This is a genomic window from Mesorhizobium sp. BR-1-1-10, from assembly GCF_020165595.1.
Taxonomy (GTDB): Bacteria; Pseudomonadota; Alphaproteobacteria; order Rhizobiales; family Rhizobiaceae; genus Mesorhizobium; species Mesorhizobium australicum.
In genome coordinates this window covers 177,181-196,397 of sequence record NZ_JAIUIL010000010.1, presented here as the reverse complement: position 1 = coordinate 196,397, position 19,217 = coordinate 177,181, and the positions used below count along the sequence as shown (strand labels likewise).

Annotated in this window: 21 protein-coding genes and 1 pseudogene; 9 read left to right on the top strand and 13 right to left on the bottom strand. The window is 63.5% G+C overall.

The features are described from left to right. The first annotated feature begins 103 nt into the window (after positions 1-103). Positions 104-505 (top strand): hypothetical protein, encoded by a 402-nt coding sequence (locus LB555_RS22295; RefSeq protein WP_224592661.1) that lies wholly within the window; start codon positions 104-106, stop codon positions 503-505. Here the strand turns inward: LB555_RS22295 and LB555_RS29345 are convergent. The 4 genes from LB555_RS29345 to mntR form a co-directional block, all read right to left on the bottom strand. Further along, entirely contained in the window at positions 502-978 is a 477-nt protein-coding gene (locus LB555_RS29345; RefSeq protein ID WP_263489241.1) for an alpha/beta fold hydrolase, read from the bottom strand. The two genes, LB555_RS22295 and LB555_RS29345, sit on opposite strands and share 4 nt — an antisense overlap. Next, positions 969-1,334 carry an alpha/beta fold hydrolase gene (locus LB555_RS29340; protein WP_263489240.1) on the bottom strand — a complete coding sequence of 122 codons (366 nt, stop codon included), beginning with the start codon at positions 1,332-1,334 and terminating at the stop codon, positions 969-971. Before LB555_RS29340 ends, LB555_RS29345 begins: the two co-directional genes overlap by 10 nt. A 26-nt stretch (positions 1,335-1,360) precedes the next feature. Continuing rightward, entirely contained in the window at positions 1,361-1,549 is a 189-nt protein-coding gene (locus LB555_RS22285; RefSeq protein ID WP_015316201.1) for a hypothetical protein, read from the bottom strand. 104 nt (positions 1,550-1,653) lie between these two features. Continuing rightward, positions 1,654-2,103: a manganese-binding transcriptional regulator MntR gene (gene mntR / locus LB555_RS22280; protein ID WP_224683767.1), complete on the bottom strand. Its 450-nt coding sequence runs from the start codon at positions 2,101-2,103 to the stop codon at positions 1,654-1,656. Between the two features lie 233 nt (positions 2,104-2,336). Between mntR and LB555_RS22275 the strand changes: the two genes are divergently transcribed. The 3 genes from LB555_RS22275 (at position 2,337) to LB555_RS22265 (ending at position 5,353) form a co-directional block, all read left to right on the top strand. Beyond that, positions 2,337-3,701 carry an Nramp family divalent metal transporter gene (locus tag LB555_RS22275; RefSeq protein ID WP_140713760.1) on the top strand — a complete coding sequence of 455 codons (1,365 nt, stop codon included), beginning with the start codon at positions 2,337-2,339 and terminating at the stop codon, positions 3,699-3,701. Between the two features lie 53 nt (positions 3,702-3,754). After that, positions 3,755-4,591, top strand: coding sequence for a protein-L-isoaspartate O-methyltransferase family protein (locus LB555_RS22270; protein ID WP_140823263.1), 837 nt, complete (start codon positions 3,755-3,757; stop codon positions 4,589-4,591). 111 nt (positions 4,592-4,702) lie between these two features. Continuing rightward, the gene (locus LB555_RS22265) at positions 4,703-5,353 is read left to right on the top strand and encodes a dihydrofolate reductase family protein (RefSeq protein ID WP_224683766.1); all 651 of its coding nucleotides are present in this window, start codon (positions 4,703-4,705) and stop codon (positions 5,351-5,353) included. Positions 5,354-5,362: 9 nt separating this feature from the next. On the opposite strand, the gene LB555_RS22260 is transcribed toward LB555_RS22265, so the two are convergent. Further along, entirely contained in the window at positions 5,363-6,232 is an 870-nt protein-coding gene (locus tag LB555_RS22260) for a LysR substrate-binding domain-containing protein (RefSeq protein ID WP_051041337.1), read from the bottom strand. A 96-nt stretch (positions 6,233-6,328) separates the two neighbouring features. Between LB555_RS22260 and LB555_RS22255 the strand changes: the two genes are divergently transcribed. Further along, positions 6,329-6,928, top strand: coding sequence for a LysE family translocator (locus tag LB555_RS22255; protein WP_140713756.1), 600 nt, complete (start codon positions 6,329-6,331; stop codon positions 6,926-6,928). 20 nt (positions 6,929-6,948) lie between these two features. On the opposite strand, the gene LB555_RS22250 is transcribed toward LB555_RS22255, so the two are convergent. Together LB555_RS22250 and LB555_RS22245 are read right to left on the bottom strand one after the other, a co-directional pair. Then, positions 6,949-7,743 (bottom strand): SDR family NAD(P)-dependent oxidoreductase, encoded by a 795-nt coding sequence (locus LB555_RS22250; protein WP_140878665.1) that lies wholly within the window; start codon positions 7,741-7,743, stop codon positions 6,949-6,951. Further along, positions 7,730-7,927: a hypothetical protein gene (locus tag LB555_RS22245; protein WP_224683765.1), complete on the bottom strand. Its 198-nt coding sequence runs from the start codon at positions 7,925-7,927 to the stop codon at positions 7,730-7,732. Before LB555_RS22245 ends, LB555_RS22250 begins: the two co-directional genes overlap by 14 nt. An 88-nt stretch (positions 7,928-8,015) precedes the next feature. On the opposite strand from LB555_RS22245, the gene LB555_RS22240 reads away from it, so the two are divergent. Further along, a complete protein-coding gene (locus LB555_RS22240) occupies positions 8,016-8,474 on the top strand; it encodes a MarR family winged helix-turn-helix transcriptional regulator (protein WP_224683764.1) in 459 nt (152 codons plus the stop codon). A 45-nt stretch (positions 8,475-8,519) separates the two neighbouring features. Here the strand turns inward: LB555_RS22240 and LB555_RS22235 are convergent. Then, positions 8,520-9,697: pseudogene (locus LB555_RS22235) on the bottom strand (MFS transporter). A gap of 195 nt (positions 9,698-9,892) precedes the next feature. Here LB555_RS22235 and LB555_RS22230 point away from each other — a divergent pair. The 3 genes from LB555_RS22230 to carB all read left to right on the top strand — a co-directional run bounded on the left by LB555_RS22230 (position 9,893) and on the right by carB (position 15,325). After that, a complete protein-coding gene (locus LB555_RS22230) occupies positions 9,893-10,249 on the top strand; it encodes an ArsR/SmtB family transcription factor (RefSeq protein ID WP_140617775.1) in 357 nt (118 codons plus the stop codon). 320 nt (positions 10,250-10,569) lie between these two features. Then, positions 10,570-11,406 carry an SH3 domain-containing protein gene (locus LB555_RS22225; protein ID WP_224683763.1) on the top strand — a complete coding sequence of 279 codons (837 nt, stop codon included), beginning with the start codon at positions 10,570-10,572 and terminating at the stop codon, positions 11,404-11,406. 427 nt (positions 11,407-11,833) lie between these two features. Further along, positions 11,834-15,325 carry a carbamoyl-phosphate synthase large subunit gene (carB, locus tag LB555_RS22220; RefSeq protein WP_224683762.1) on the top strand — a complete coding sequence of 1,164 codons (3,492 nt, stop codon included), beginning with the start codon at positions 11,834-11,836 and terminating at the stop codon, positions 15,323-15,325. Between the two features lie 61 nt (positions 15,326-15,386). Here the strand turns inward: carB and LB555_RS22215 are convergent, their stop codons facing one another. The 5 genes from LB555_RS22215 to LB555_RS22195 all read right to left on the bottom strand — a co-directional run bounded on the left by LB555_RS22215 (position 15,387) and on the right by LB555_RS22195 (position 19,147). Beyond that, the gene (locus LB555_RS22215) at positions 15,387-16,178 is read right to left on the bottom strand and encodes a hypothetical protein (protein ID WP_224683761.1); all 792 of its coding nucleotides are present in this window, start codon (positions 16,176-16,178) and stop codon (positions 15,387-15,389) included. Between the two features lie 172 nt (positions 16,179-16,350). Next, the gene (locus LB555_RS22210) at positions 16,351-16,908 is read right to left on the bottom strand and encodes a hypothetical protein (RefSeq protein WP_224683760.1); all 558 of its coding nucleotides are present in this window, start codon (positions 16,906-16,908) and stop codon (positions 16,351-16,353) included. Between the two features lie 224 nt (positions 16,909-17,132). Beyond that, the gene (locus LB555_RS22205; protein WP_140789581.1) at positions 17,133-17,525 is read right to left on the bottom strand and encodes a RidA family protein; all 393 of its coding nucleotides are present in this window, start codon (positions 17,523-17,525) and stop codon (positions 17,133-17,135) included. A 293-nt stretch (positions 17,526-17,818) separates the two neighbouring features. After that, the gene (locus tag LB555_RS22200; RefSeq protein WP_224683759.1) at positions 17,819-18,283 is read right to left on the bottom strand and encodes a cupin domain-containing protein; all 465 of its coding nucleotides are present in this window, start codon (positions 18,281-18,283) and stop codon (positions 17,819-17,821) included. A 306-nt stretch (positions 18,284-18,589) separates the two neighbouring features. Continuing rightward, positions 18,590-19,147, bottom strand: coding sequence for a DUF4142 domain-containing protein (locus LB555_RS22195; protein WP_224683758.1), 558 nt, complete (start codon positions 19,145-19,147; stop codon positions 18,590-18,592). Positions 19,148-19,217 lie beyond the last annotated feature (70 nt).

Sequence of the window (19,217 nt, the reverse complement as noted above, 5' to 3'; positions counted from 1 at the left end):
CTGCAAACTTCCCCATTGCTCCGGCAGGGCCGGCTCAATCCAACAAACAAGTATCGCAATGGTTGCTCCAAGTCACAGCATTTTTGTGGCCAGGCAGCGCCGCATGGCCGCTCCACCACACTGGCCGGGAGCGCCGCAAGGCCTGTCGCATCGCCGGCATTGGAAGGGGGTTCCAGGCTTGAGGACGATCAGGTGTTTCCTGTCGATGCCGGTGGCGTTGCCGTGCCTCGGGCTTGCGAATGCCGGCGCGGTGACGCTCGATCCCAGCGTCGCCGTCACCGATCCGGCCACGTTGCAGGCGCTGGAGCGCGGCGGCCTGTCGATCAGCCATTTGCTCGGTCCCACGCTCGGCCTCACCCGCGACGCCGACAATAGCAGCCAGTTTTCGGTGCCGGCGCTGGCCAGCGTGCGCGACACGGTCAAGCGCGAGATATCAGACGAGCCGAAGACCAGCGAAGGAAATTGGGCCGGTCCGGCGGTTCTATCAAACGCTGAACCGCCCTAGCCGCCTTCCAGGCTCCGCCAGAACTGGAGGACCGTTGCGGCGATCGCCTCCGGCGCGTCTTCCTGGACGAGATGCTTGGCGCCGGCGACTGTCTGAAACGTCGCACCGGGAATGCGCCGCGCCAGCTCCCGGCCGTCCTTTATCGGGATCCAATCGTCATTTTCGCCCCACAGGATGGTGACCGGACAGCGAATCTCGCCATATCGCCACTCCACTTCCTCCGTGTACTTGTCGTCCACCTGCGCGACTTGCCTCCAGAACGCCTTCTGGCCCTCGTCGCCAAGCCATGGACGCAGATAGGCCTGCATCTCGTCTGTGCGCAACGAATTGTCCGTCGCGCCATCGATGTAGGCCCGCAAGATCGCTTCGTGGACATATGCGGGCAGCCCGGCAAAAACCTTCTCGTTCTGCCTGGCTGCCTGGACCAGCGGCGAACCTTGCGGGCTGATCGCCACTGGATCGATCAGCACCATCGAGCGGAACTCCAACCGTTGAGCAGATGACCGCGCAGAGCGGTCGATCCGCCGAAATCATGCGCGACCACGTCGGGCCGTTCCAGCTTCCAGTGGGCATAGAGCGCCGCGAACAGCTCTTTCTGCATGCCACGCGACACATCGCCGTCCGGCTTGTCCGACCAGCCATAGCCAAGCATGTCGAAATAGTGGACGCGTCGCTGCTTCGCCAGCCATGGCGCGATGCGGCGCCACTCGACCGAGGAGAATGGCGTGCCGTGGAGAACGACGGCGGGCGGTCCTTCCCCCATGACGCCCCAGGCAATCGAATGTCCCTGAAAGACAAAGCGTTCAGGCGGGCGCCACTCGATGGTCATCCGCATCGGTCCAGAACTGCTGCCGCTTACTCTTTCTGCTTGGCGCCGGCGCTCTTGCCGTCGGAGCTTTTCGAGCGTTCCTCGAAACGATCGGCGCCTTTCTTCAGCGGATGTCCCGTTTCGGCCTCGGTCTTGCGCTCGTCCCTGGCGGCCGCCTGTTCCAATCCTGTGGCTGCCTGCTTGCCTTTTGCGGTCGGTGCCTGCTCGATGCCCATTGCTGCCTCCCTGGCGCGCGATAGGCGCGCAACGAGAGGGGAACGCGCATAAGCGCCGGCAGTTCCAGCGGCTAACATGGTCGAAAACGCGGCAATGAAGCGCTTCAGCGCGCCGTCATCGCCTTGCGGAACGCTTTCAGCGTCTCGGCGCTGACATGGTGTTCGATGCCCTCGGCATCGATGCGCGCCGTCTCGGCGCTGACGCCGAGCGAGCGCAGAAAGGCCTCGACCGTCTGGTGGCGGATGCGGCTTTCCTCTGCGACCTTGCGCCCGGCATCGGTCAGGAACACGCCGCGATAGGGCTTTCGCGACACCAGCCCGTCGGCGCATAGCCGCGTCAGCATCTTGGCCACCGTCGGTTGGGCGACGCCGAGGCGCGCGGCGATGTCGACCTGGCGCGCCTCGTTGCCGTCCTCGATCAGGTCGGCGATCAGTTCGACATAATCCTCGACCAGCGCGCTGCGGCGCGCTTCGCGCGTCTGCCGGAACCCTTCCGAATGGACATCGGCATCGAGCAACGGCTCACGCGGGACCGGTCTGTTCTTCAGCGCCAATGCGCGCTCCTCCTCGGGAGTTTGCCGTCCCTGCTTTTATAGCACGGGCTCTGATTCTTCAGGCCGTTTATTTGCATTCCGAGAGAGGCGCAACCGGCGTCTCCGGGGGCGTCATCCTCGCACGCACAGCGCGACATGCTAAAAAGCACCGACAATGAAATATAGCCTATTGCATAATGTTGAGCCATGGCATACCTTGAGGGCATCCTCCGGAAGTCGCGGAAAGCCTTTTCATGTCAGAAGCAGACGTCACAACCTCCCGGTCCGCATGGCGGTTCGCCAGACGGGATGAAGACGATCAGCCCAGCCTGCGCGAGGTCAACTCCTCCATCGCGGTGCCGACATCAGGCGTATGGTTCCGCCGCTTGTTCGCCTTCATGGGTCCCGGCTACATGGTCTCGGTCGGCTACATGGACCCGGGCAACTGGGCGACCGACCTCGCCGGCGGCGCGCAGTTCGGCTACACGCTTTTGTTCATCATCATGCTGTCCAACCTGATGGCGATCCTGCTGCAGGCGCTGGCCGCGCGCCTTGGCATCGCCACCGGCCGCGACCTCGCCCAGGCCTGCCGCGCCTACTATCCGCGCCCCGTCAATCTCGTGCTGTGGATCGCCTGCGAACTCGCCATCATCGCCTGCGACCTCGCCGAGGTGATCGGCACCGCGATCGCGCTGCAGCTTTTGTTCGGCATCCCGCTGATCGGCGGCGCCATGCTCACCGCGCTCGACGCTTTCCTGGTTCTGCTCCTGATGAACAAGGGGTTCCGCTATCTCGAAGCCTTCGTCGTCGCGCTTTTGGTCATCATCTTCAGCTGCTTTGCCATCCAGATCTTCGTTGCCGCTCCGCCGGCCGGCACGATCCTGCATTCGATGTTCGTGCCGTCCTCCGAAATCGTCACCGATCCAGCGATGCTCTACATCGCCATCGGCATCATCGGCGCAACGGTGATGCCGCACAATCTCTACCTGCATTCCTCGATCGTGCAGACCCGCGCCTATGAGCGCACGGAGGCCGGAAAACGCGATGCCATCAAATGGGCGACGACGGACTCCACCATCGCCCTGATGCTGGCGCTGTTCGTCAACGCCGCCATCCTGATCGTCGCGGCCGTCGCCTTCCACGAAACCGGCCACCAGGATGTCGCCGAGATCGACCAGGCTTTCAAGCTGCTGTCGCCGCTGCTTGGCCTCGGCATCGCCTCGATCCTGTTCGCCGTGGCACTGCTGGCGTCGGGCCTGAATTCGACGGTGACGGCGACGCTCGCCGGCCAGATCATCATGGAAGGTTTTCTGCGCCTGCGCATCCCCAACTGGGCGCGGCGCCTGCTGACCCGCGGCCTCGCCATCATACCGGTGGTGGTCGTCACCGCGCTCTATGGCGAGAAGGGCACTGGCCAGTTGCTGGTCTTCAGCCAGGTGGTGTTGTCCATGCAGCTGCCTTTCGCGGTCGTCCCGCTGGTGCAGTTCGTGTCCAACAAGAAGAAGATGGGCAATCTCGCCATCCCGCGCGGCGTCGCCGCACTGGCCTGGGTGGTCGCGGCAATCATCCTGGTGCTCAATTTCAAGCTGCTCTACGACACCATGTTCGGGGTTGGCTGAAGTTCCGTTTAATCACGGGACAAACCGCCGGATCGCGCTATCTTCCCGATGCCATGAGCGACCTCGAAGATATCCGGACATTCTACGCGCGGCTGATGGCGGTCAACGCCGCCTCATCGGACCCGCGCCTGGAAGAGGTGTTCGCCAGCGTACCGCGCGAGGCCTTCCTCGGCCCCGGCCCATGGACGGTCATCACCGGCAACGGCACGGTCACCACGCCAAGCGCCGATCCGGCCCACATCTGCCAGAACGTCCTGGTAGCGCTCGATACCGACAAGGGCATCAACAATGGCGAGCCCTTTCTGCACGCCATGTGGATCGGAAAACTCGCACCAAAGCCTGGTGAGGCCATCACGCATATCGGCGCCGGCAGCGGTTACTACACGGCTTTGCTGGCCAAACTGGTTTCGCCATGCGGCACCATCACCGCCTTCGAGATCGACGAAAACCTGGCCGGGTTGGCGCGCAAGAATCTCGAAACCTACGGCAATGCGACCATTGTCCATGGCGATGCCGTGACGTCGCCGCTGCCGCCATCCGACATCATCTATGTCAATGCCGGTGTCGTCGCCCCTCCCGCCGGATGGCTGAAAGCGTTGCGCCCCGGCGGCCGCATGATCTTCCCCTGGCGTCCCGCCGAGCGCGTCCCGCTGGCGATGCTGGTGACCCGCACCGAAAAGGGCTTTGCCTGCGATCCGTTCATGCGTGCCTGGTTCATCCCATGCTTCGGCGCCTCGCTCGCGGATCTTGCGGCGAAGATCCCGACACGCGAGCAGGCCACGCGCAGCCGCTCGATCTGGCTGGTCGAGGACAGGCAGCCGGACCGCACCGCCACGGCGATCTTCGAGCATGTCTGGTTCTCGTCGAAAGCCGTTCGCGTCCGCGGCTGATCTATCGAGGGCGGACCAAATCTCGCGGCCTTTGTCGGGACGGGCGCGGTTGCTCCGTCCTTGGGTTGAAGTCCGGCCGCGATGGCGTGGACACAAGCAAGGGAGAACACAATGAGAAAGATCATCGCCGCGACCTTCGTCAGCCTCGATGGCGTCATGCAGGCGCCGGGCGGGCCGGAAGAGGATCCGGTCGGCGGCTTCGAATTCGGCGGCTGGACGTTCCACTATTTTGACGAGGTGGGAGGCGCGGCAATGGAGGAATTGTTCTCCAAACCCTTCGCCCTGCTGCTCGGCCGCAGAACCTACGACATCTTCGCCGCGTACTGGCCCTACCAGAAAGATCCGATCGCGGATGCCTTCAACCCCGCGACCAAGTATGTGGCGACGCATCGGCCGGATACTTTGACCTGGCAGAACACGCACGCGCTTGGGCCCGATATCATCACGGCCTTGCGTCGCCTCAAGCAGGAAGATGGACCTGACCTGCTCATCCAGGGATCTGGGCATCTCATTCAGACCTTGCTCGCCAACGGGCTAATCGACGAGATCCGGCTGATGATCTTCCCGCTGGTGCTGGGCAAGGGCAAGCGGCTGTTCGGCGATGCAGCGATGCCGGCCGCTTTCAAGCTTGTCAAATCGCAGACTTCGACCACCGGCGTCATCATCGCGACCTATGAGCGCGCAGGCGAAATCAAGGTCGGCTCCTTTGTCACGGGCGAGCCATCCCCGGCCGAACTCGAGCGGCGCAAGAACTGGAAGTAAATTCGGGCATCAAGCAGCCTGCGATCGCCGCGCCAGCCCATCGCGTATATGGCGTGCGAATTCCTGCGCCGCCGTGCTCACGCCATGCCTAGGCAGGTGCAGGTTGATGGCAAAATTCGGCAGCGGCGGCAGGCCGGTGTCGAACGGCAATATGTCGAGATCGGCTGGCACGGTGGCAGCGAGCCATGTGGTGACGGCGAGGTCGGAACGCACCGTCGCGGTCGTCGCGTCGATGTTGCCGTTCTCGAACACGCTGCGCCATTCCAGCCCATGCTCGTTGAGTGCCGCCAGCACCACCGGCCGGAAGGCGCAGGTGTCGGCAACGATCGAGACGGGCAATGGCCGCTTGGCGCGAGCCACCCCACCCCTTGCGCCGACCCAGACCAACCGATCGATGGCCAGGCATTCGCCAGAGGTCGGGCCGACCCGCTCCTCGATTACCGCGAGGTCGATGGTTCCGGCCGCCAGTGCCGCCGCCAGTTCCGGCGAGGAGGCGCAGACCAGCGATATCTCGACCTGCGGATAGGCCTCGGCATAGGCCTTCAGGACGGGAGCCAGCAAGGTGCCGACAAGGTCGTAGGGAACGCCGAGCCGCACCTGTCCGGCGACAGCGCTCCCCACCATCTCGGTCCATATCTCGTCATTGAGGCTGAGCAGGCGCCTTGCCTTGTCGAACAGCCGCTCGCCGGAATGGGTCAGGCGCAGACCGCGCCGGTCGCGCTCGAACAGCCCGCAGCCGAGCGTGTCTTCCAGCCGCTTGACCTGCTGGCTGACCGCGCCCTGAGTCAGGTGCAGCGCGTTGGCCGCCGCCGTCATGCTGGCCTTGTCGGCGACGGTGACGAAGGTGCGCATGAGACTGGTATCGAGATTGCGGATCATCATCAGCATTATAAATGCTAATGATCATCATCGCAAACATTGCATTTACTGATGTCACGCGCAGTCTACCATGAAGCCTTTGACAAAGGATGCTCCATGCTCCAGCCGATCCTGCCGCTCATCCTGTTTGCCTTCGTGGCTACCGCCACGCCCGGCATCGCCACGACCTTGTCGACCGCTTCCGGAGCGCAGTTCGGTTTTCGCCGTTCGGTACCGCTGATGATCGGCAGCGCCGCCGGCCTCGCTACCGTGACGGGGGCGGCCGCCGCCGGCCTCGCCAGCCTGCTGCTTGCGGTGCCTTCGCTGCAACTGGCGATGAAGGTGATCGGCTCGCTTTATCTTCTGTGGCTGGCGATCAAGATCGGTCGCGCAGGGCCACCCAACCTTGACGTCACCATGGCCAAACCGAACAGCTTCCTGGGCGGCGCCGGCATCCAGTGGATGAATCCCAAGGGCTGGGCGATGGGCCTGGGCGCGGCGGCTTCGTTCGCCGCCCTCGCCGACGGACCCGGACAACTCGCACTGCTGCTCGGCTCGACCTTTGGCCTCACCGCTGCCATCTCGCTGTCCGTCTGGTGCATCGCCGGCATGGTGCTGGCCAGGCTGCTCAAAACCGAGTGGCAATGGCGCGCGCTCAACATCGTGCTGGCGCTGGTGCTCGCCGCCTCGATCATCCCGATGTGGCGGACGGCCTGACGGCCGGCCGCCACGTCAGCCTAAGCCGCGTAGCGCGGGGCCGGCTTGTCGGCGTGCAGGCTGCCATAGAAGGCCTGGCGGGCGCCTAGGAATGTATCCAGCTTTCCCGTGTCGGCAAGCGCCGGCACGGTGACGGCCTCGCCCCTGGCCAGGCCGACAAGGGCAGCGTCGACCATATCGTCGGCGGTCATGACGATCTCCTTCGGCAGCTGGTCGATATCACCGCCGGAAAGCTCCCAGAAATCGGTCCGGGTCGCGCCCGGCAGCACCACCTGCACCGTCACTCCGGTGCCCGCGACCTCGCGATGCAGGGCTTCGGTGAAGTTGACGACATAGGCCTTGGTGCCGCTGTAGATGCCGCCGAACGAGGTGTCGAAGGCCAGGACCGAGGCGATGTTGACGATCCCGCCCCGGTTGCGCGCCAGGAACCCAGGCAGCACGGCACGTGTCAGCCGGGTCAGCGCCACGACATTGACCTTGATCATGCGCTCGGCCGCGTCGGCATCGGCGGTTGCCACCACTGCCTGACCGCCAAGGCCGGCATTGTTGACCAGCAGCGTCACGGTTTCGTCGGCTGATATCGACTGCTCGACACGGCGCACATCGCCGTCGTCGGACAGATCGGCGCTGATCACGCTCACGTTGCGGCCGTGGTCATGGCGCAACTTCTCGGCCAGCGCCTGCAGCCGGTCGGCACGGCGCGCCACCAGCACCAGGTCGTAGCCCTGCCCCGCCAGACGGTCCGCATAGACGGCGCCGATCCCCGATGAAGCGCCGGTGACGACCGCCGTGCCCTTGTTGTCATTCTTGCTCATTGTCACGTTCCTTGTGTTCGCTGTCTTCGGCCCCGGTGGATAAATATCCGCCGGCCAGGCTGTTTTTCGAATTAGTTGTATATGCCACTTTTGCGAAGTAGGTATATGCCACCATCTTGTCAACGGCGGCGGCGAAAACTATTTCTGCGGCAGGCTGGCGCACCTGCCAGGATAATTCCAGCAAGTGCCCAGCGGTTCTGCGTCCGGAATTGCGTGACAAGAGAGCATTGGAGGCGATGCGTTTCGCCGGAGATGCTCCACAAGGAGCGATCATGAGTGAAGCTGACGGATTTAGCCGTTGCAACAATGCCACCTTGCGGCGCACCGCGCGCAGGCTCGGCCGGTTCTACGACGACGCGATGGCGCCTTCCGGCCTGAAGGGCACGCAGTTCGGCCTGCTCTTCCAGATCAGTGTCGGCAGCGAGCCGGCGATGGGAGCCATTGCGGAGGCGCTGATCATGGACCTTTCGGCGCTCGGCCACACACTGAAGCCCCTGGTCCGCGACGGCTATGTCGAAACCTTCCCCGACAAGGACGATCGCCGCGTCAAGCGCGTACGGCTGACGCCATCTGGCCAGGCCAAGCTCGACGAGGCGATCAAGCTATGGAGTGTCGCCCAGCGGCAATTCGAGGCCATGATCGGCGCGGAGCAGGCCGCGAAACTGCGGGCCACGCTCGATGAAGTGGCTGCGTTGAAGCTGGAATTGCCCGCGGCCACTCCTTCCAGCTGAAGAAGCGGCCGCGAAAAAACAAGGATGCAAGCCTCGGAGCCGGCCTTATTCCGCCGGCATGGTGACGGCCCGGGCAAACACCCGCCCCGCCAGCACGATGCCGAGCCCGACGATCGGAAATACCGCCGCGACCAGACCGAGATCGGCGGGCGCGCCGTAGCGCAGCACGCCACCACCGACCACCGCGCCCACCGCCACGCCCAGATAGAGCGCCGAACCATTGAGCGACAGCACGATTGGAGCGGCGTCCGGCGCCAGCTTGATGATGCGGCTGGCCTGCGCCGGCGGGAACGCCCAGCCGACGATGCCCCACGGCACCATCATCGCCATCAGCGCCGGTCCGGCAATGTGCTGCGGCAGGAAGGTCGGGATGACCGACAGCATGATCAGCATGGCGGCACTCAACGCCAGCGACCAGCCGACGGTGCGCGTGGCGCCGAAACGGTCGGCCGCCTGGCCGCCGGCAATGTTGCCGATGACGGCGCCGACGCCGAAGGCGAGCAGCATGCCGGGCAGCGCGATCTCGCTCAGCCCGCCGCCCTCGATGGCAAGCGGCGCGACATAGGCAAAGACGGTGAAGGCACCGACCAGCGCCAGCAATGTCGTCACCAGGATCGGCATCACGCCGGGACGCATGGCGGCCGCCAGCCGGCGCTTCAGCGGCAGCCTGGTGCCGATGATGCCGCGCGGCAGGCGGACCACAGGATGGCGCCGGACAGCGCGCCAAGGCCGGCAATGGCATAGAAGGTGCCGCGCCAGCCGGCGATGGCCGCGACAAGCGCGCCAAGCGGTGCACCGACAGCGACGGCCACCGTGGTGCCGCCGACGACGACGGCGATGGCGCGGGCGCGGTGATGGTCATCCACCAGCGCCACCGCCGTGCCTTGCGCGGTCGCCGCGAACAGGCCCGACGACAGCGCCATGATGATGCGTGCGACGAGCAGCACTTCGAAGGATGAGCTCAAGGCGGCGACGACATTGCCGACGACGAAGAACACCAGCGTCCACAGGATAACGCGGCGCCGGTCCCATTCGCCGGTCAGCGTCGCCAGGATCGGCGTGCCCACGGCATAGGCGAGCGCGAAAGCGGTGATCAGCGAGCCGGCGAGCGGCACGGAGATGCCGGCATCCCTGGCGATATCGGGCAGGAGGCTGGAGATGACGAAGCCTTCGGTCGAGATCGCAAACGATCCGAGCGCAAGCCAGAAAATTCTCTTGTCCATGGGAAAGCGTCCTTAGTTCAAAAGTTATTGAACAATTGGACATAAAGGGGCATCATGTCAATGAAGCCAGGCAAAAATAGCATAACCATGCTGACAGCCCTGTGTCAGGACGGCCATGAAGTGGAGAAACAGTGTGTATGGACCGGGCAGGATCGACGCGTTGAAATCGGCCCGAACTGTGCTTAGGTTCCAGCCATGACCTTGCCACACCCCAATACGGACCAGATCAGCCTGCCCATTGTGCTCGGCGTGCTCGGCGACCCGACGCGGCTTGCGATCGTGCGCTATCTCGCCAGCAAGGAAGGCGTGCCGCTGAACTGCAGCCGCTTCCTCGATCTCGGCTCCAAGACCAATCTGAGCTACCACCTCGCCAAGCTGCGTGAGGCCGGTGTCACCCGCGCCGAAGTGGTCGGCACCAACCGCATGATCACGCTGCGCCGCGCCGATCTCGACGCCCGCTTCCCCGGCCTGCTCGACAGCGTCATCGCCGCGGCCGCGGACGACGCCGCCCTGCCGGCCGTCGGCGGCCACGACATCGAAGTGTCGGCCTGACGCATTTCCTTTCCCTCGCTAAGCGGGAGGAACTCATGTCCCTGTCAGGGTCGCCCTTTCGACCAGTCCTTCGCCAGCCTGTGGGGCCCCCTCGAAAATGCGCTTAGCCCGCGACGGCATCATCACCTTGGACGGCGCCGGCCGGCCGGATCGCTTCGAGACGATCGCCGTCGACTGCACCACGAGGCGGCGGGCCGGTCCGCCGCCATGATTAGCCTCAATTTCCGGCTTACATGGCGGCCCATCGTCCCCTATAAAACCGGCCGAACATGCGGCAAGATGGCCGCGGCATGGAATTTCGAGTATCGGCGCACGGCCAGATGATGAGGCGCACAGTTACGCTCCGAACAGGTTTGCATGCGCTGGTTGCGGTTCCGCTGCTGATGGTGGCGTGGCTGGCTGTTGTCCCGGCCCGTGCGGAAGAAGGTCCTTTCATCTCCGTCGTCACCGGGCTCGCCCCCGACGACCTGCTCAATGTGCGCGCCAAGCCGTCGGCGATCGGCAAGACCGAGGCCCGCCTGGCGGCCGGTGCGAGCGTACGGAACCTCGGCTGCAACGACATTGACGGCCATCCCTGGTGCAAGGTTGAGTCAGACAATCCCAAAGCCACCGGCTGGGCTCCCGCGCGCTACCTCATTCCTCTCAATCCGGCGACCGTGCCCGACGAGGCCGCGGATACGCCCGCCATGGCCACCGAAGCCGCAGCGACGCCCGATGCACCCGACCTGACCGCTCGGCTGGGTGGTGCGAGCCAACCAGCCAGCCCCGAAGCCCCGCCGAAATCCGCGGCGGAGATCGCCATGCAGGATGCCTATGGCCTGGCGCTGGCTGCGGCTGAAAACGGACCCGCGGCCGAAGAGCCAACCGGGGCCACGGCGGCCGTCGATGGCGCCGTGCAAATTCCCTGCGCCCGCTACGTTGGACAGCCCATGGCGCCTTGCGCGGCGAGCGTGACGCACAAGGGCACGGACAAGGCCGACGTGACCGTGACCTGGCCCGATGGCGGCAGCCGCGTCATCTCCTTCGCTGCCGGCCTGCCGGCAAGCTCGGACGCCGGCAGCGACTTCCGCTTCACCCGGGAAGGCAAACTCAACATGATCCGCATCGGCGTGTCGGAGCGGTTCGAGATCACGGACACGGTGGTGCTGGGGGATTAGAGTTCGGCGACTTTTGCCGTGGCTGCCTGAATGCTGGGGTTTGCGCCGCCCTCATTGCCCTGCCGGGCATTTCTCTCCGTATAATGACGGGGAGAAAGATGCTGGCCGCAACCTTGCGCTCTTCTTGCAACAGCGGTGATTGGCGACACCGGCGACGGCAGCACCCCTCTCCCCGTCGCTATACGGGGAGAGGATGCCGGCAGGCAGGTGAGGGGCAGCGCCAACGCACTGCAAGATACCCATTCAAACCCAACGCGCGCGCCCAGCCTGTGCAGCCCCGCCCAATCCCGCATTTTCGGGGTTACATCGGGCAAAACTCTTCCCTATAAGGCCCTCCTAGCCTGATACCAGAATCGCGAGCACAACCGGCCGGGTCTTCCCGTCCCGGTTTTTTGTGCAAGCCCGCTGCCGAACGGAATTCATAGACATGCCCAGACGCACCGACATCAAGTCGATCCTGATCATCGGGGCCGGCCCCATCGTCATCGGCCAGGCCTGCGAATTCGACTATTCCGGCACCCAGGCCTGCAAGGCGCTGAAGGAAGAGGGCTTTCGCGTCATCCTGGTCAATTCCAACCCGGCCACCATCATGACCGACCCGGAACTGGCCGACGCCACCTATATCGAGCCGATCACCCCCGAAGTGGTCGCCAAGATCATCGCCAAGGAGCGGCCCGACGCGCTGCTGCCGACCATGGGCGGCCAGACCGCGCTCAACACCGCTTTGTCGCTGCGCCGCATGGGCGTGCTCGAGCGCTACAATGTCGAGATGATCGGCGCCGACGCCCATGCCATCGACAAGGCCGAGGACCGCGCGCTGTTTCGCGAGGCGATGAAGACGATCGGGTTGGAAACACCGAAGTCGATGCTGGCCAACGCCACCGACGTCAAGAACGCCGACCGCAAGACGCATGAGGCCGAGCGCGCCGCGCTGAAGGCCGAGAAGCCCGACAATCTCGACGCCGAACTCGATGCGCTGGAAACCCGCTGGAACCTCGGCGAAGGCGACCGCAAGCAGCGCTACATCAGCCACGGCATGGCGATCGCCGCCCAGGCGCTCGACCATGTCGGCCTGCCGGCCATCATCCGCCCGTCCTTCACCATGGGCGGCACCGGCGGTGGCATCGCCTACAACAGGGCCGAATTTTACGAGATCGTCCAGTCCGGCCTCGACGCCTCGCCGACCACCGAAGTGCTGATCGAGGAAAGCGTGCTCGGCTGGAAGGAGTATGAGATGGAGGTGGTCCGCGACAGAGCGGACAATTGCATCATCGTCTGCTCGATCGAGAACATCGACCCGATGGGCGTGCACACGGGCGACAGCATCACCGTCGCCCCGGCACTGACCTTGACCGACAAGGAATACCAGATGATGCGCAACGCCTCGATCGCGGTGCTGCGCGAGATCGGCGTCGAGACCGGCGGCTCCAACGTGCAGTTCGCCGTCAACCCGGTCGATGGCCGTCTCGTCGTCATCGAGATGAACCCGCGCGTCTCGCGCTCGTCCGCGCTCGCCTCCAAGGCGACCGGCTTCCCGATCGCCAAGATCGCCGCCAAGCTTGCCGTCGGCTACACGCTAGACGAGCTGGAGAACGACATCACCGGCGGCGCCACGCCCGCCTCGTTCGAGCCGAGCATCGACTATGTCGTGACCAAGATCCCGCGCTTTGCCTTTGAAAAGTTCCCCGGCGCCGAGCCGGTGCTGACCACGGCCATGAAGTCGGTCGGCGAAGTCATGGCCATCGGCCGCACCTTCCAGGAGTCTTTGCAGAAGGCGCTGCGCGGTCTCGAAACCGGCCTCACCGGCCTCGACGAGATCGAGATCCCCGGCCTCGGCGCGACCAACAGCGCCGACGACCGCAACGCCATCCGCGCCGCCTTGGGCACGCCGACGCCCGACCGGCTGCGCATGGTGGCGCAGGCGATCCGCATGGGCACCTCTCTGGAAGACGTGCACGCCATGTGCAAGATCGACCCTTGGTTCCTCGAACAGATCGCCGGCATCGTCGCCATGGAAGCCCGCATCCGCGAGCACGGCATTCCGGGCGACGCCGTCAATCTGCGCATGCTGAAGGCGATGGGCTTCTCCGACGCCCGCCTCGCGTCACTGACGAAGACCGACGCCGAAGTCGTTCAGAAGACTCGCGAAAAGCTCGACGTTCATCCGGTTTACAAGCGCATCGACACCTGCGCCGCCGAGTTCGCCTCGCCCACCGCCTACATGTACTCGACCTACGAAGTGCCCTTCGCCGGCGCGCTCGCCAACGAGGCGCAGGTCTCGGCGCGCAAGAAGGTCGTCATTCTCGGCGGCGGACCGAACCGCATCGGCCAGGGCATCGAGTTCGACTATTGCTGCTGCCACGCCGCCTTCGCGCTGCGCGACGCCGGCTATGAAGCGATCATGATCAACTGCAACCCCGAAACCGTGTCGACCGATTACGACACGTCGGACCGGCTCTATTTCGAGCCGCTGACGGCGGAGGACGTGCTGGAGATCCTGCGCGCCGAGCAGGCCTCGGGCGAACTGGTCGGCGTCATCGTCCAGTTCGGCGGCCAGACGCCGCTGAAGCTGGCCGACGCGCTGGAGAAGGCCGGCATTCCGATCCTCGGCACCTCGCCCGACATGATCGATCTGGCCGAAGACCGCGACCGCTTCCAGAAACTGCTGCACAAGCTCAACCTCAGCCAGCCGAAGAACGGCATCGCCTATTCGGTCGAGCAGGCCCGCCTCGTCGCCGGCGAGCTCGGCTTCCCGCTGGTGGTGCGCCCCTCCTATGTGCTCGGCGGCCGCGCCATGCAGATCATCCATGACGAGGGCATGCTGCAGTCCTATTTGCTCGACACCGTGCCCGGCCTGGTGCCGGAGGACATCAAGCAGAAATACCCCAACGACAAGACCGGCCAGATCAACACGCTGCTGGGCAAGAACCCGCTGCTGTTCGACACCTATCTCTCCGGCGCCATCGAGGTCGATGTCGACTGCCTCTGCGACGGCAAGGCGACCTTCGTGTCGGGCATTCTCGAGCACATCGAGGAAGCCGGCATCCACTCGGGCGACAGCGCCTGCTCGCTGCCGGTTCATTCGCTGCCCTCGGCCCTCGTCGACGAGCTCGAGCGCCAGACATCAGCCCTTGCCCGCGCGCTCAATGTCGGCGGACTGATGAACGTGCAATACGCGATCAAGGACGGCACGGTCTATGTGCTGGAGGTCAACCCGCGAGCGTCGCGCACCGTGCCCTTCGTCGCCAAGACGATCGGCCGCCCGATCGCGAAAATCGCCGCCCGCATCATGGCCGGCGAGACGCTAGAAGACGCCTTCGCCCATTACGGCGCCATGCCCGACCCCCGCAACCCCGGCCATATCGCGGTCAAGGAAGCCGTCTTCCCCTTCGCCCGCTTCCCCGGCGTCGACATCTTGCTCGGCCCGGAAATGCGTTCGACCGGCGAGGTCATGGGCCTCGACCGCGACTTCGCGCTGGCCTTCGCCAAGAGCCAGCTCGGCGCCGGCGTCGACCTGCCCCGCTCCGGCACGCTGTTCGTCTCGGTGCGCGACGAGGACAAGAAAGGCATCCTGCCGGCGGTCAAGCGCCTCGCCGGCCTCGGCTTCAAGGTGCTGGCCACCTCGGGCACGCAACGCTTCCTCGCCGAAAACGGCGTCGACGCCCAGAAAATCAACAAGGTCCTGGAAGGCCGCCCTCACATCGAGGACGCCATCCGCAACCGCCAGGTCCAGATCGTGTTCAACACGACTGATGGCCAGAAGGCGGTGTCGGACTCCAAATCGCTGCGCCGGGCAACGCTGATGCAGAAGGTGCCGTACTACACGACGCTGTCGGGTGCCGCGGCCGTGGCCGAGGCGATCGCGGCGCTGAAGGCGGGGAGCCTGGAGGTCAGGCCGCTGCAGGAGTATTTTGGGTAAGATTAGATCCCTTCTCCCCATTTAACGGAGAGAAGATGCCGGCACAGATGAGGGTAGCGCGCTACTTTAGGGCATAGATCGTTAGCCCTAAGCCTATGATGCTTGCAATACTGGCCGAGAAAGCAACAAGTTTGTTTTCGAGGGCCCATGAAACACTCGCACGAATGCGACCGCCATGCATTTCCCACCGCGTAGTGTTAGTTTTGAGAGAACGATCTTTCACCAGAGTTGCGAGATTTGCCAGGATGTCCGCTTTACGCAACGTGGACTGATGGAGGCCGTTAAAATTTCTCTGATCGAACGCAGCCGCCTCTTGTGCTCCGGTCATAAAATCCAAAGGTCGTATCTGATTTTTTTCGATTAGCGATTCCATTCTAGGGTGCGAAATATACCCCTTGCCATAAATGTTTATAATAATCCTCGAAAGATCATGCTTTCGCTCATCGTCGATTATAACAGGAGTACCACCGAGAACAGTATAGCGATGCTCGATTGCGGCGAATCCATAGTTTGCATCGCGCATATTCCAATGCAAAAAGTGACTGTTTCGGTATGAGCCCACAAACGAAAAGAACGCATCCAACATAAGCCGCTCCAATCGATCGTAATGCTGCTCTATCTCTCCAAACGCCACGCCTTGGCGCTCAGCAATTTGGTGAATAGAGAATGAATGCGTCTGCGCATCGCTCAACTTGCGAACACCAATAGAGGTAACCCTAGGGGAGCGGCCCTCGGCCCGATCATAGAAACTTTCGCAGGAATAATGAATTACCCAAGTATTCTTTGCGTCCAAAAAAATGCTGTCGATCTCTCGCCATGCCTCCTTCTGTCGCGTCGGGTCAGGGGAAGTCATTGAATGCCAAGGCTGCTAGAGGCAAATTGAATTGCAATCATCAAGTTTGTTCATTATTATTTTCTTGCCCCAGTACGGGCAAGAGGGCCGCTGGACATCGGTTTTGGACACCGAGCCAGCGGCTCCCGTGGTCTCAGCTAGGCTGAGCTAATCTCCCATTTGGACCGGGAAATTATTCCGTAGACGCCATCGCACGTATCACGTTCGCGATCTTATTCGCCTCTGCAGGGGTCAAATCATAGGGAAGCCCTTGAATTTGGACGACTAGCTCTGGCCTGATAGGAACCGGCAAAATTGATACTGAGGCTGGCGGAGGTCCCGAAGCACTAACCGTAGGGCGAGGCACAGACTGGTAAGGGACTGCGGGCTCCCCTTGCCCAGAAGCTCTCGGTCGCTCCGTTGGCTTGCGTCCATTCGACTGCACCGAGGGACGGAAAGTCATTGGATTGCTCTGGTAATTCTTGAAATCTTCAATCGCCGCTCTCAGGCGACCTTTGTAAACATTCAGACTTTCCGGCTTATATTTCGACCCAGCAAGATTGGCATACCTGACAAACAACTGATCAATGTCAATAACTGTGACGTCTTCGGCCTCATTCTCATCCAAGATGCTAAGCACTGTGTTAGCTGCAGCTTTGCGAGCGTTGGCAGTAGCCTTGTTCATCAACCCTTTCTTGGAAAGGTAGTCGATAAATTCGAGCAGCGCTCCGCGAGATCGTTTTCCGTCCATGGGTGCCATCCTTTGCGCCGCTTGTATCACGATTCGGACGGGACGCAAACGGTATTTTGTCTAACCAGACTGTTAACGTGTCTGATTAGACAAATATGCGCTTGTCAGTCCCTCTCTACCGATTTTCCAGCAGTTCACGTCATCCGTAGATCCCGAAGGAAGTTGAGATTGACTGCTTTTTTCTAAGGGGAGAGAAATACGACGCATTGCGGTTTAGGCCCCCCTCACCCCACAGCCACGCACTCAATCTCGATATCAAACTCCATCGGCCATGACGCCACCGGCACGAAACTCCGCGCCGGCGGGTTCACATTGAAATACCGCGCATACACCCTGTTTATCGCGTTGTAGAAGCCGGAATTGACGGCGTAGATGCGCACCATCACGACGTTTTCCAGCGAGGTTCCGGCCGCTTCCAGGCAGTGTTTCAACGCCTTCAGCGACGCCTCGGTCTGGACCTCGATGTCGCCGCGCACCATCTCGCCGGTCACCATGTCCACCGGCGGCGTCGCCGAGATGAACACGAAGCCGTTGGCCCGCACCGCCGTCGAACAGGGCAGGCCCAGCGCCCGCACCTTGTCCGACATGACGGGCACTTCGATGACTTCTTTTTTCATGGTGGTGCTCCCTGGGTTGTGGGAGCTTATCCCGGCACTGGCGGAACGCCAGTGGCAAACCCTTGGTGCAGAGCCGGAGCTCGTCACTGTCCCAGAGAATCTCGTATGGCGCTCCCCCTCTCCGACCCGGCTGTGCCGGGCCACCTCTCCCCCATTTCATGGGGGCGAGGAAACGCCAATCTCGGACGTCGCGGCCTTGAAAAACCTGGGTTCCTCGCCCCCACAGCGTGGGGGAGAGGTGGCGCGGCGAAGCCGAGACGGAGAGGGGGCGGCGCCGCCCTATGCGATTGCCCTCACCCCTGCCCCGGATACGGCGTGCCGTCCTTGTGCAGGAAGCGCCCGTCCGAACTCGGGCTCATCATGTCGATGTCCGAACAGGTGATGACATCGTCCTGAGAGCGCGAGCCGACTTCCAGGTAGCGCGCGGTGACCGGCGAGCGGTTGATCATGTGGTGGCCGTTGCCGCTGTTCTTGGCGAAGGCAGCACTGTCGCCGGCCTTGAGCAGCGTCTCGCCGCCATCCTCGACCAGCACCAGTTCGCCTTCCAAGACATAGACGAGCTCGTCCTCGTGGCTGTGCCAGTGACGCTGGCTCGACCAGCCGCCGGGTGGCAATGTCATCAGGTTGACGCCGAAATCGGTAAGCCCGCCGGCATCGCCGAGGCGCCGGCGCGTGCGGAGGGCGCAAGGGGCGTCGAAGGGTGCGGGGTAGCCCGAGCCCTTGCGCACGGGCACGGATGCGAGGTCGATCTTGGGCATGGGGTGCTCCCGAGGTGAGGCGGCAGTGTAGCGCATGGCCGGTGAAGGCACAGGGCCAAGTTGCGCGTTTTGCCTGGGCGTACCGACGTAGCGCCCTACGGCGCCCCCCTCTGTCCTGCCGGACATCTCCCCCTCTTGGGGGGAGATTGGCTGTTGTCGCTGCTCTCGCCAATTTTCAACAGCGCCAGGAAGAGAGCCGGCGCCGAAGCCGCCAATCTCCCCACTTGAGGGGGAGATGTCCGGCAGGACAGGGGGGGCGCCGTAGAGCGCGGATCTCGAACCGTTCTCGCCCTGGCCACCGCCCCCCTAATGCGCCGCGCCGAGCTCCTTCACGTGCTTCTCGTGCATCTTCAGCGTCGGCAGCGTCTTCTTGGCGAATTCCTTCAGCGCGGGGTCGTCGCCCGATTTCGCATAGGTGCTGAACAGGGCGACCGCCTGCTTGTGGGCCTCGGTCTGCATCATGACGTATTTCTCATCGAACGCCTTGCCGCTGGCGGCTTTCAGCTGGTCCAGCATCTGCTGGTCCTTGGGCTGCAGCGCCGGTCCGGCGGGCTTGATCGAGGCGGTGGTCTGCCCTTTGCTCAGCGCCTGCTTGAAGTCCTCGCCGGCCTTGGTGTGGTCCTTGATCATCTGGGCGGCGAAGGCCTTGACGTCCGCCGAGGCGGATTTCTGTTCGGCCAACTGGCTCGACTGGATCTCGAATTCATTGGCACTGGGCACGGTGCCGACAAAAGTCGGGGTGTCGACCTTGCTGTCGGGCAACATGGGCGCGACGGCATTCGAGTTGGTGCCGTTCGTCTGGGCAAGGGCGGCGGGCGCGACGGCGGTCAGCGCGACGGCGACCATGGTCAGGAGCATTTTCATCTGGCGTCTCCGATCGGAATGGTTCCCTCGAGGAGTCCAACGCCGCAGATGCGGCGAGGTTGCCAGCCGC

Excerpts from the sequence above, each read along its gene's own strand:
- carB (WP_224683762.1), top strand. The coding sequence starts at position 11,834 with ATGCCCAGACGCACCGACATCAAGTCGATCCTGATCATCGGGGCCGGC.
- LB555_RS22215 (WP_224683761.1), bottom strand. The coding sequence starts at position 16,178 with ATGACTTCCCCTGACCCGACGCGACAGAAGGAGGCATGGCGAGAGATC.
- LB555_RS22240 (WP_224683764.1), top strand. The coding sequence starts at position 8,016 with ATGAGTGAAGCTGACGGATTTAGCCGTTGCAACAATGCCACCTTGCGG.
- LB555_RS22250 (WP_140878665.1), bottom strand. The coding sequence starts at position 7,743 with ATGAGCAAGAATGACAACAAGGGCACGGCGGTCGTCACCGGCGCTTCA.
- LB555_RS22275 (WP_140713760.1), top strand. The coding sequence starts at position 2,337 with ATGTCAGAAGCAGACGTCACAACCTCCCGGTCCGCATGGCGGTTCGCC.
- LB555_RS22270 (WP_140823263.1), top strand. The coding sequence starts at position 3,755 with ATGAGCGACCTCGAAGATATCCGGACATTCTACGCGCGGCTGATGGCG.
- LB555_RS22285 (WP_015316201.1), bottom strand. The coding sequence starts at position 1,549 with ATGGGCATCGAGCAGGCACCGACCGCAAAAGGCAAGCAGGCAGCCACA.
- LB555_RS22205 (WP_140789581.1), bottom strand. The coding sequence starts at position 17,525 with ATGAAAAAAGAAGTCATCGAAGTGCCCGTCATGTCGGACAAGGTGCGG.
- LB555_RS22210 (WP_224683760.1), bottom strand. The coding sequence starts at position 16,908 with ATGGACGGAAAACGATCTCGCGGAGCGCTGCTCGAATTTATCGACTAC.
- LB555_RS22295 (WP_224592661.1), top strand. The coding sequence starts at position 104 with ATGGCCGCTCCACCACACTGGCCGGGAGCGCCGCAAGGCCTGTCGCAT.
- LB555_RS22230 (WP_140617775.1), top strand. The coding sequence starts at position 9,893 with ATGACCTTGCCACACCCCAATACGGACCAGATCAGCCTGCCCATTGTG.
- LB555_RS29340 (WP_263489240.1), bottom strand. The coding sequence starts at position 1,334 with ATGACCATCGAGTGGCGCCCGCCTGAACGCTTTGTCTTTCAGGGACAT.
- LB555_RS22260 (WP_051041337.1), bottom strand. The coding sequence starts at position 6,232 with ATGATCCGCAATCTCGATACCAGTCTCATGCGCACCTTCGTCACCGTC.
- LB555_RS22255 (WP_140713756.1), top strand. The coding sequence starts at position 6,329 with ATGCTCCAGCCGATCCTGCCGCTCATCCTGTTTGCCTTCGTGGCTACC.
- LB555_RS29345 (WP_263489241.1), bottom strand. The coding sequence starts at position 978 with ATGGTGCTGATCGATCCAGTGGCGATCAGCCCGCAAGGTTCGCCGCTG.
- LB555_RS22195 (WP_224683758.1), bottom strand. The coding sequence starts at position 19,147 with ATGAAAATGCTCCTGACCATGGTCGCCGTCGCGCTGACCGCCGTCGCG.
- LB555_RS22200 (WP_224683759.1), bottom strand. The coding sequence starts at position 18,283 with ATGCCCAAGATCGACCTCGCATCCGTGCCCGTGCGCAAGGGCTCGGGC.
- LB555_RS22225 (WP_224683763.1), top strand. The coding sequence starts at position 10,570 with ATGATGAGGCGCACAGTTACGCTCCGAACAGGTTTGCATGCGCTGGTT.
- LB555_RS22265 (WP_224683766.1), top strand. The coding sequence starts at position 4,703 with ATGAGAAAGATCATCGCCGCGACCTTCGTCAGCCTCGATGGCGTCATG.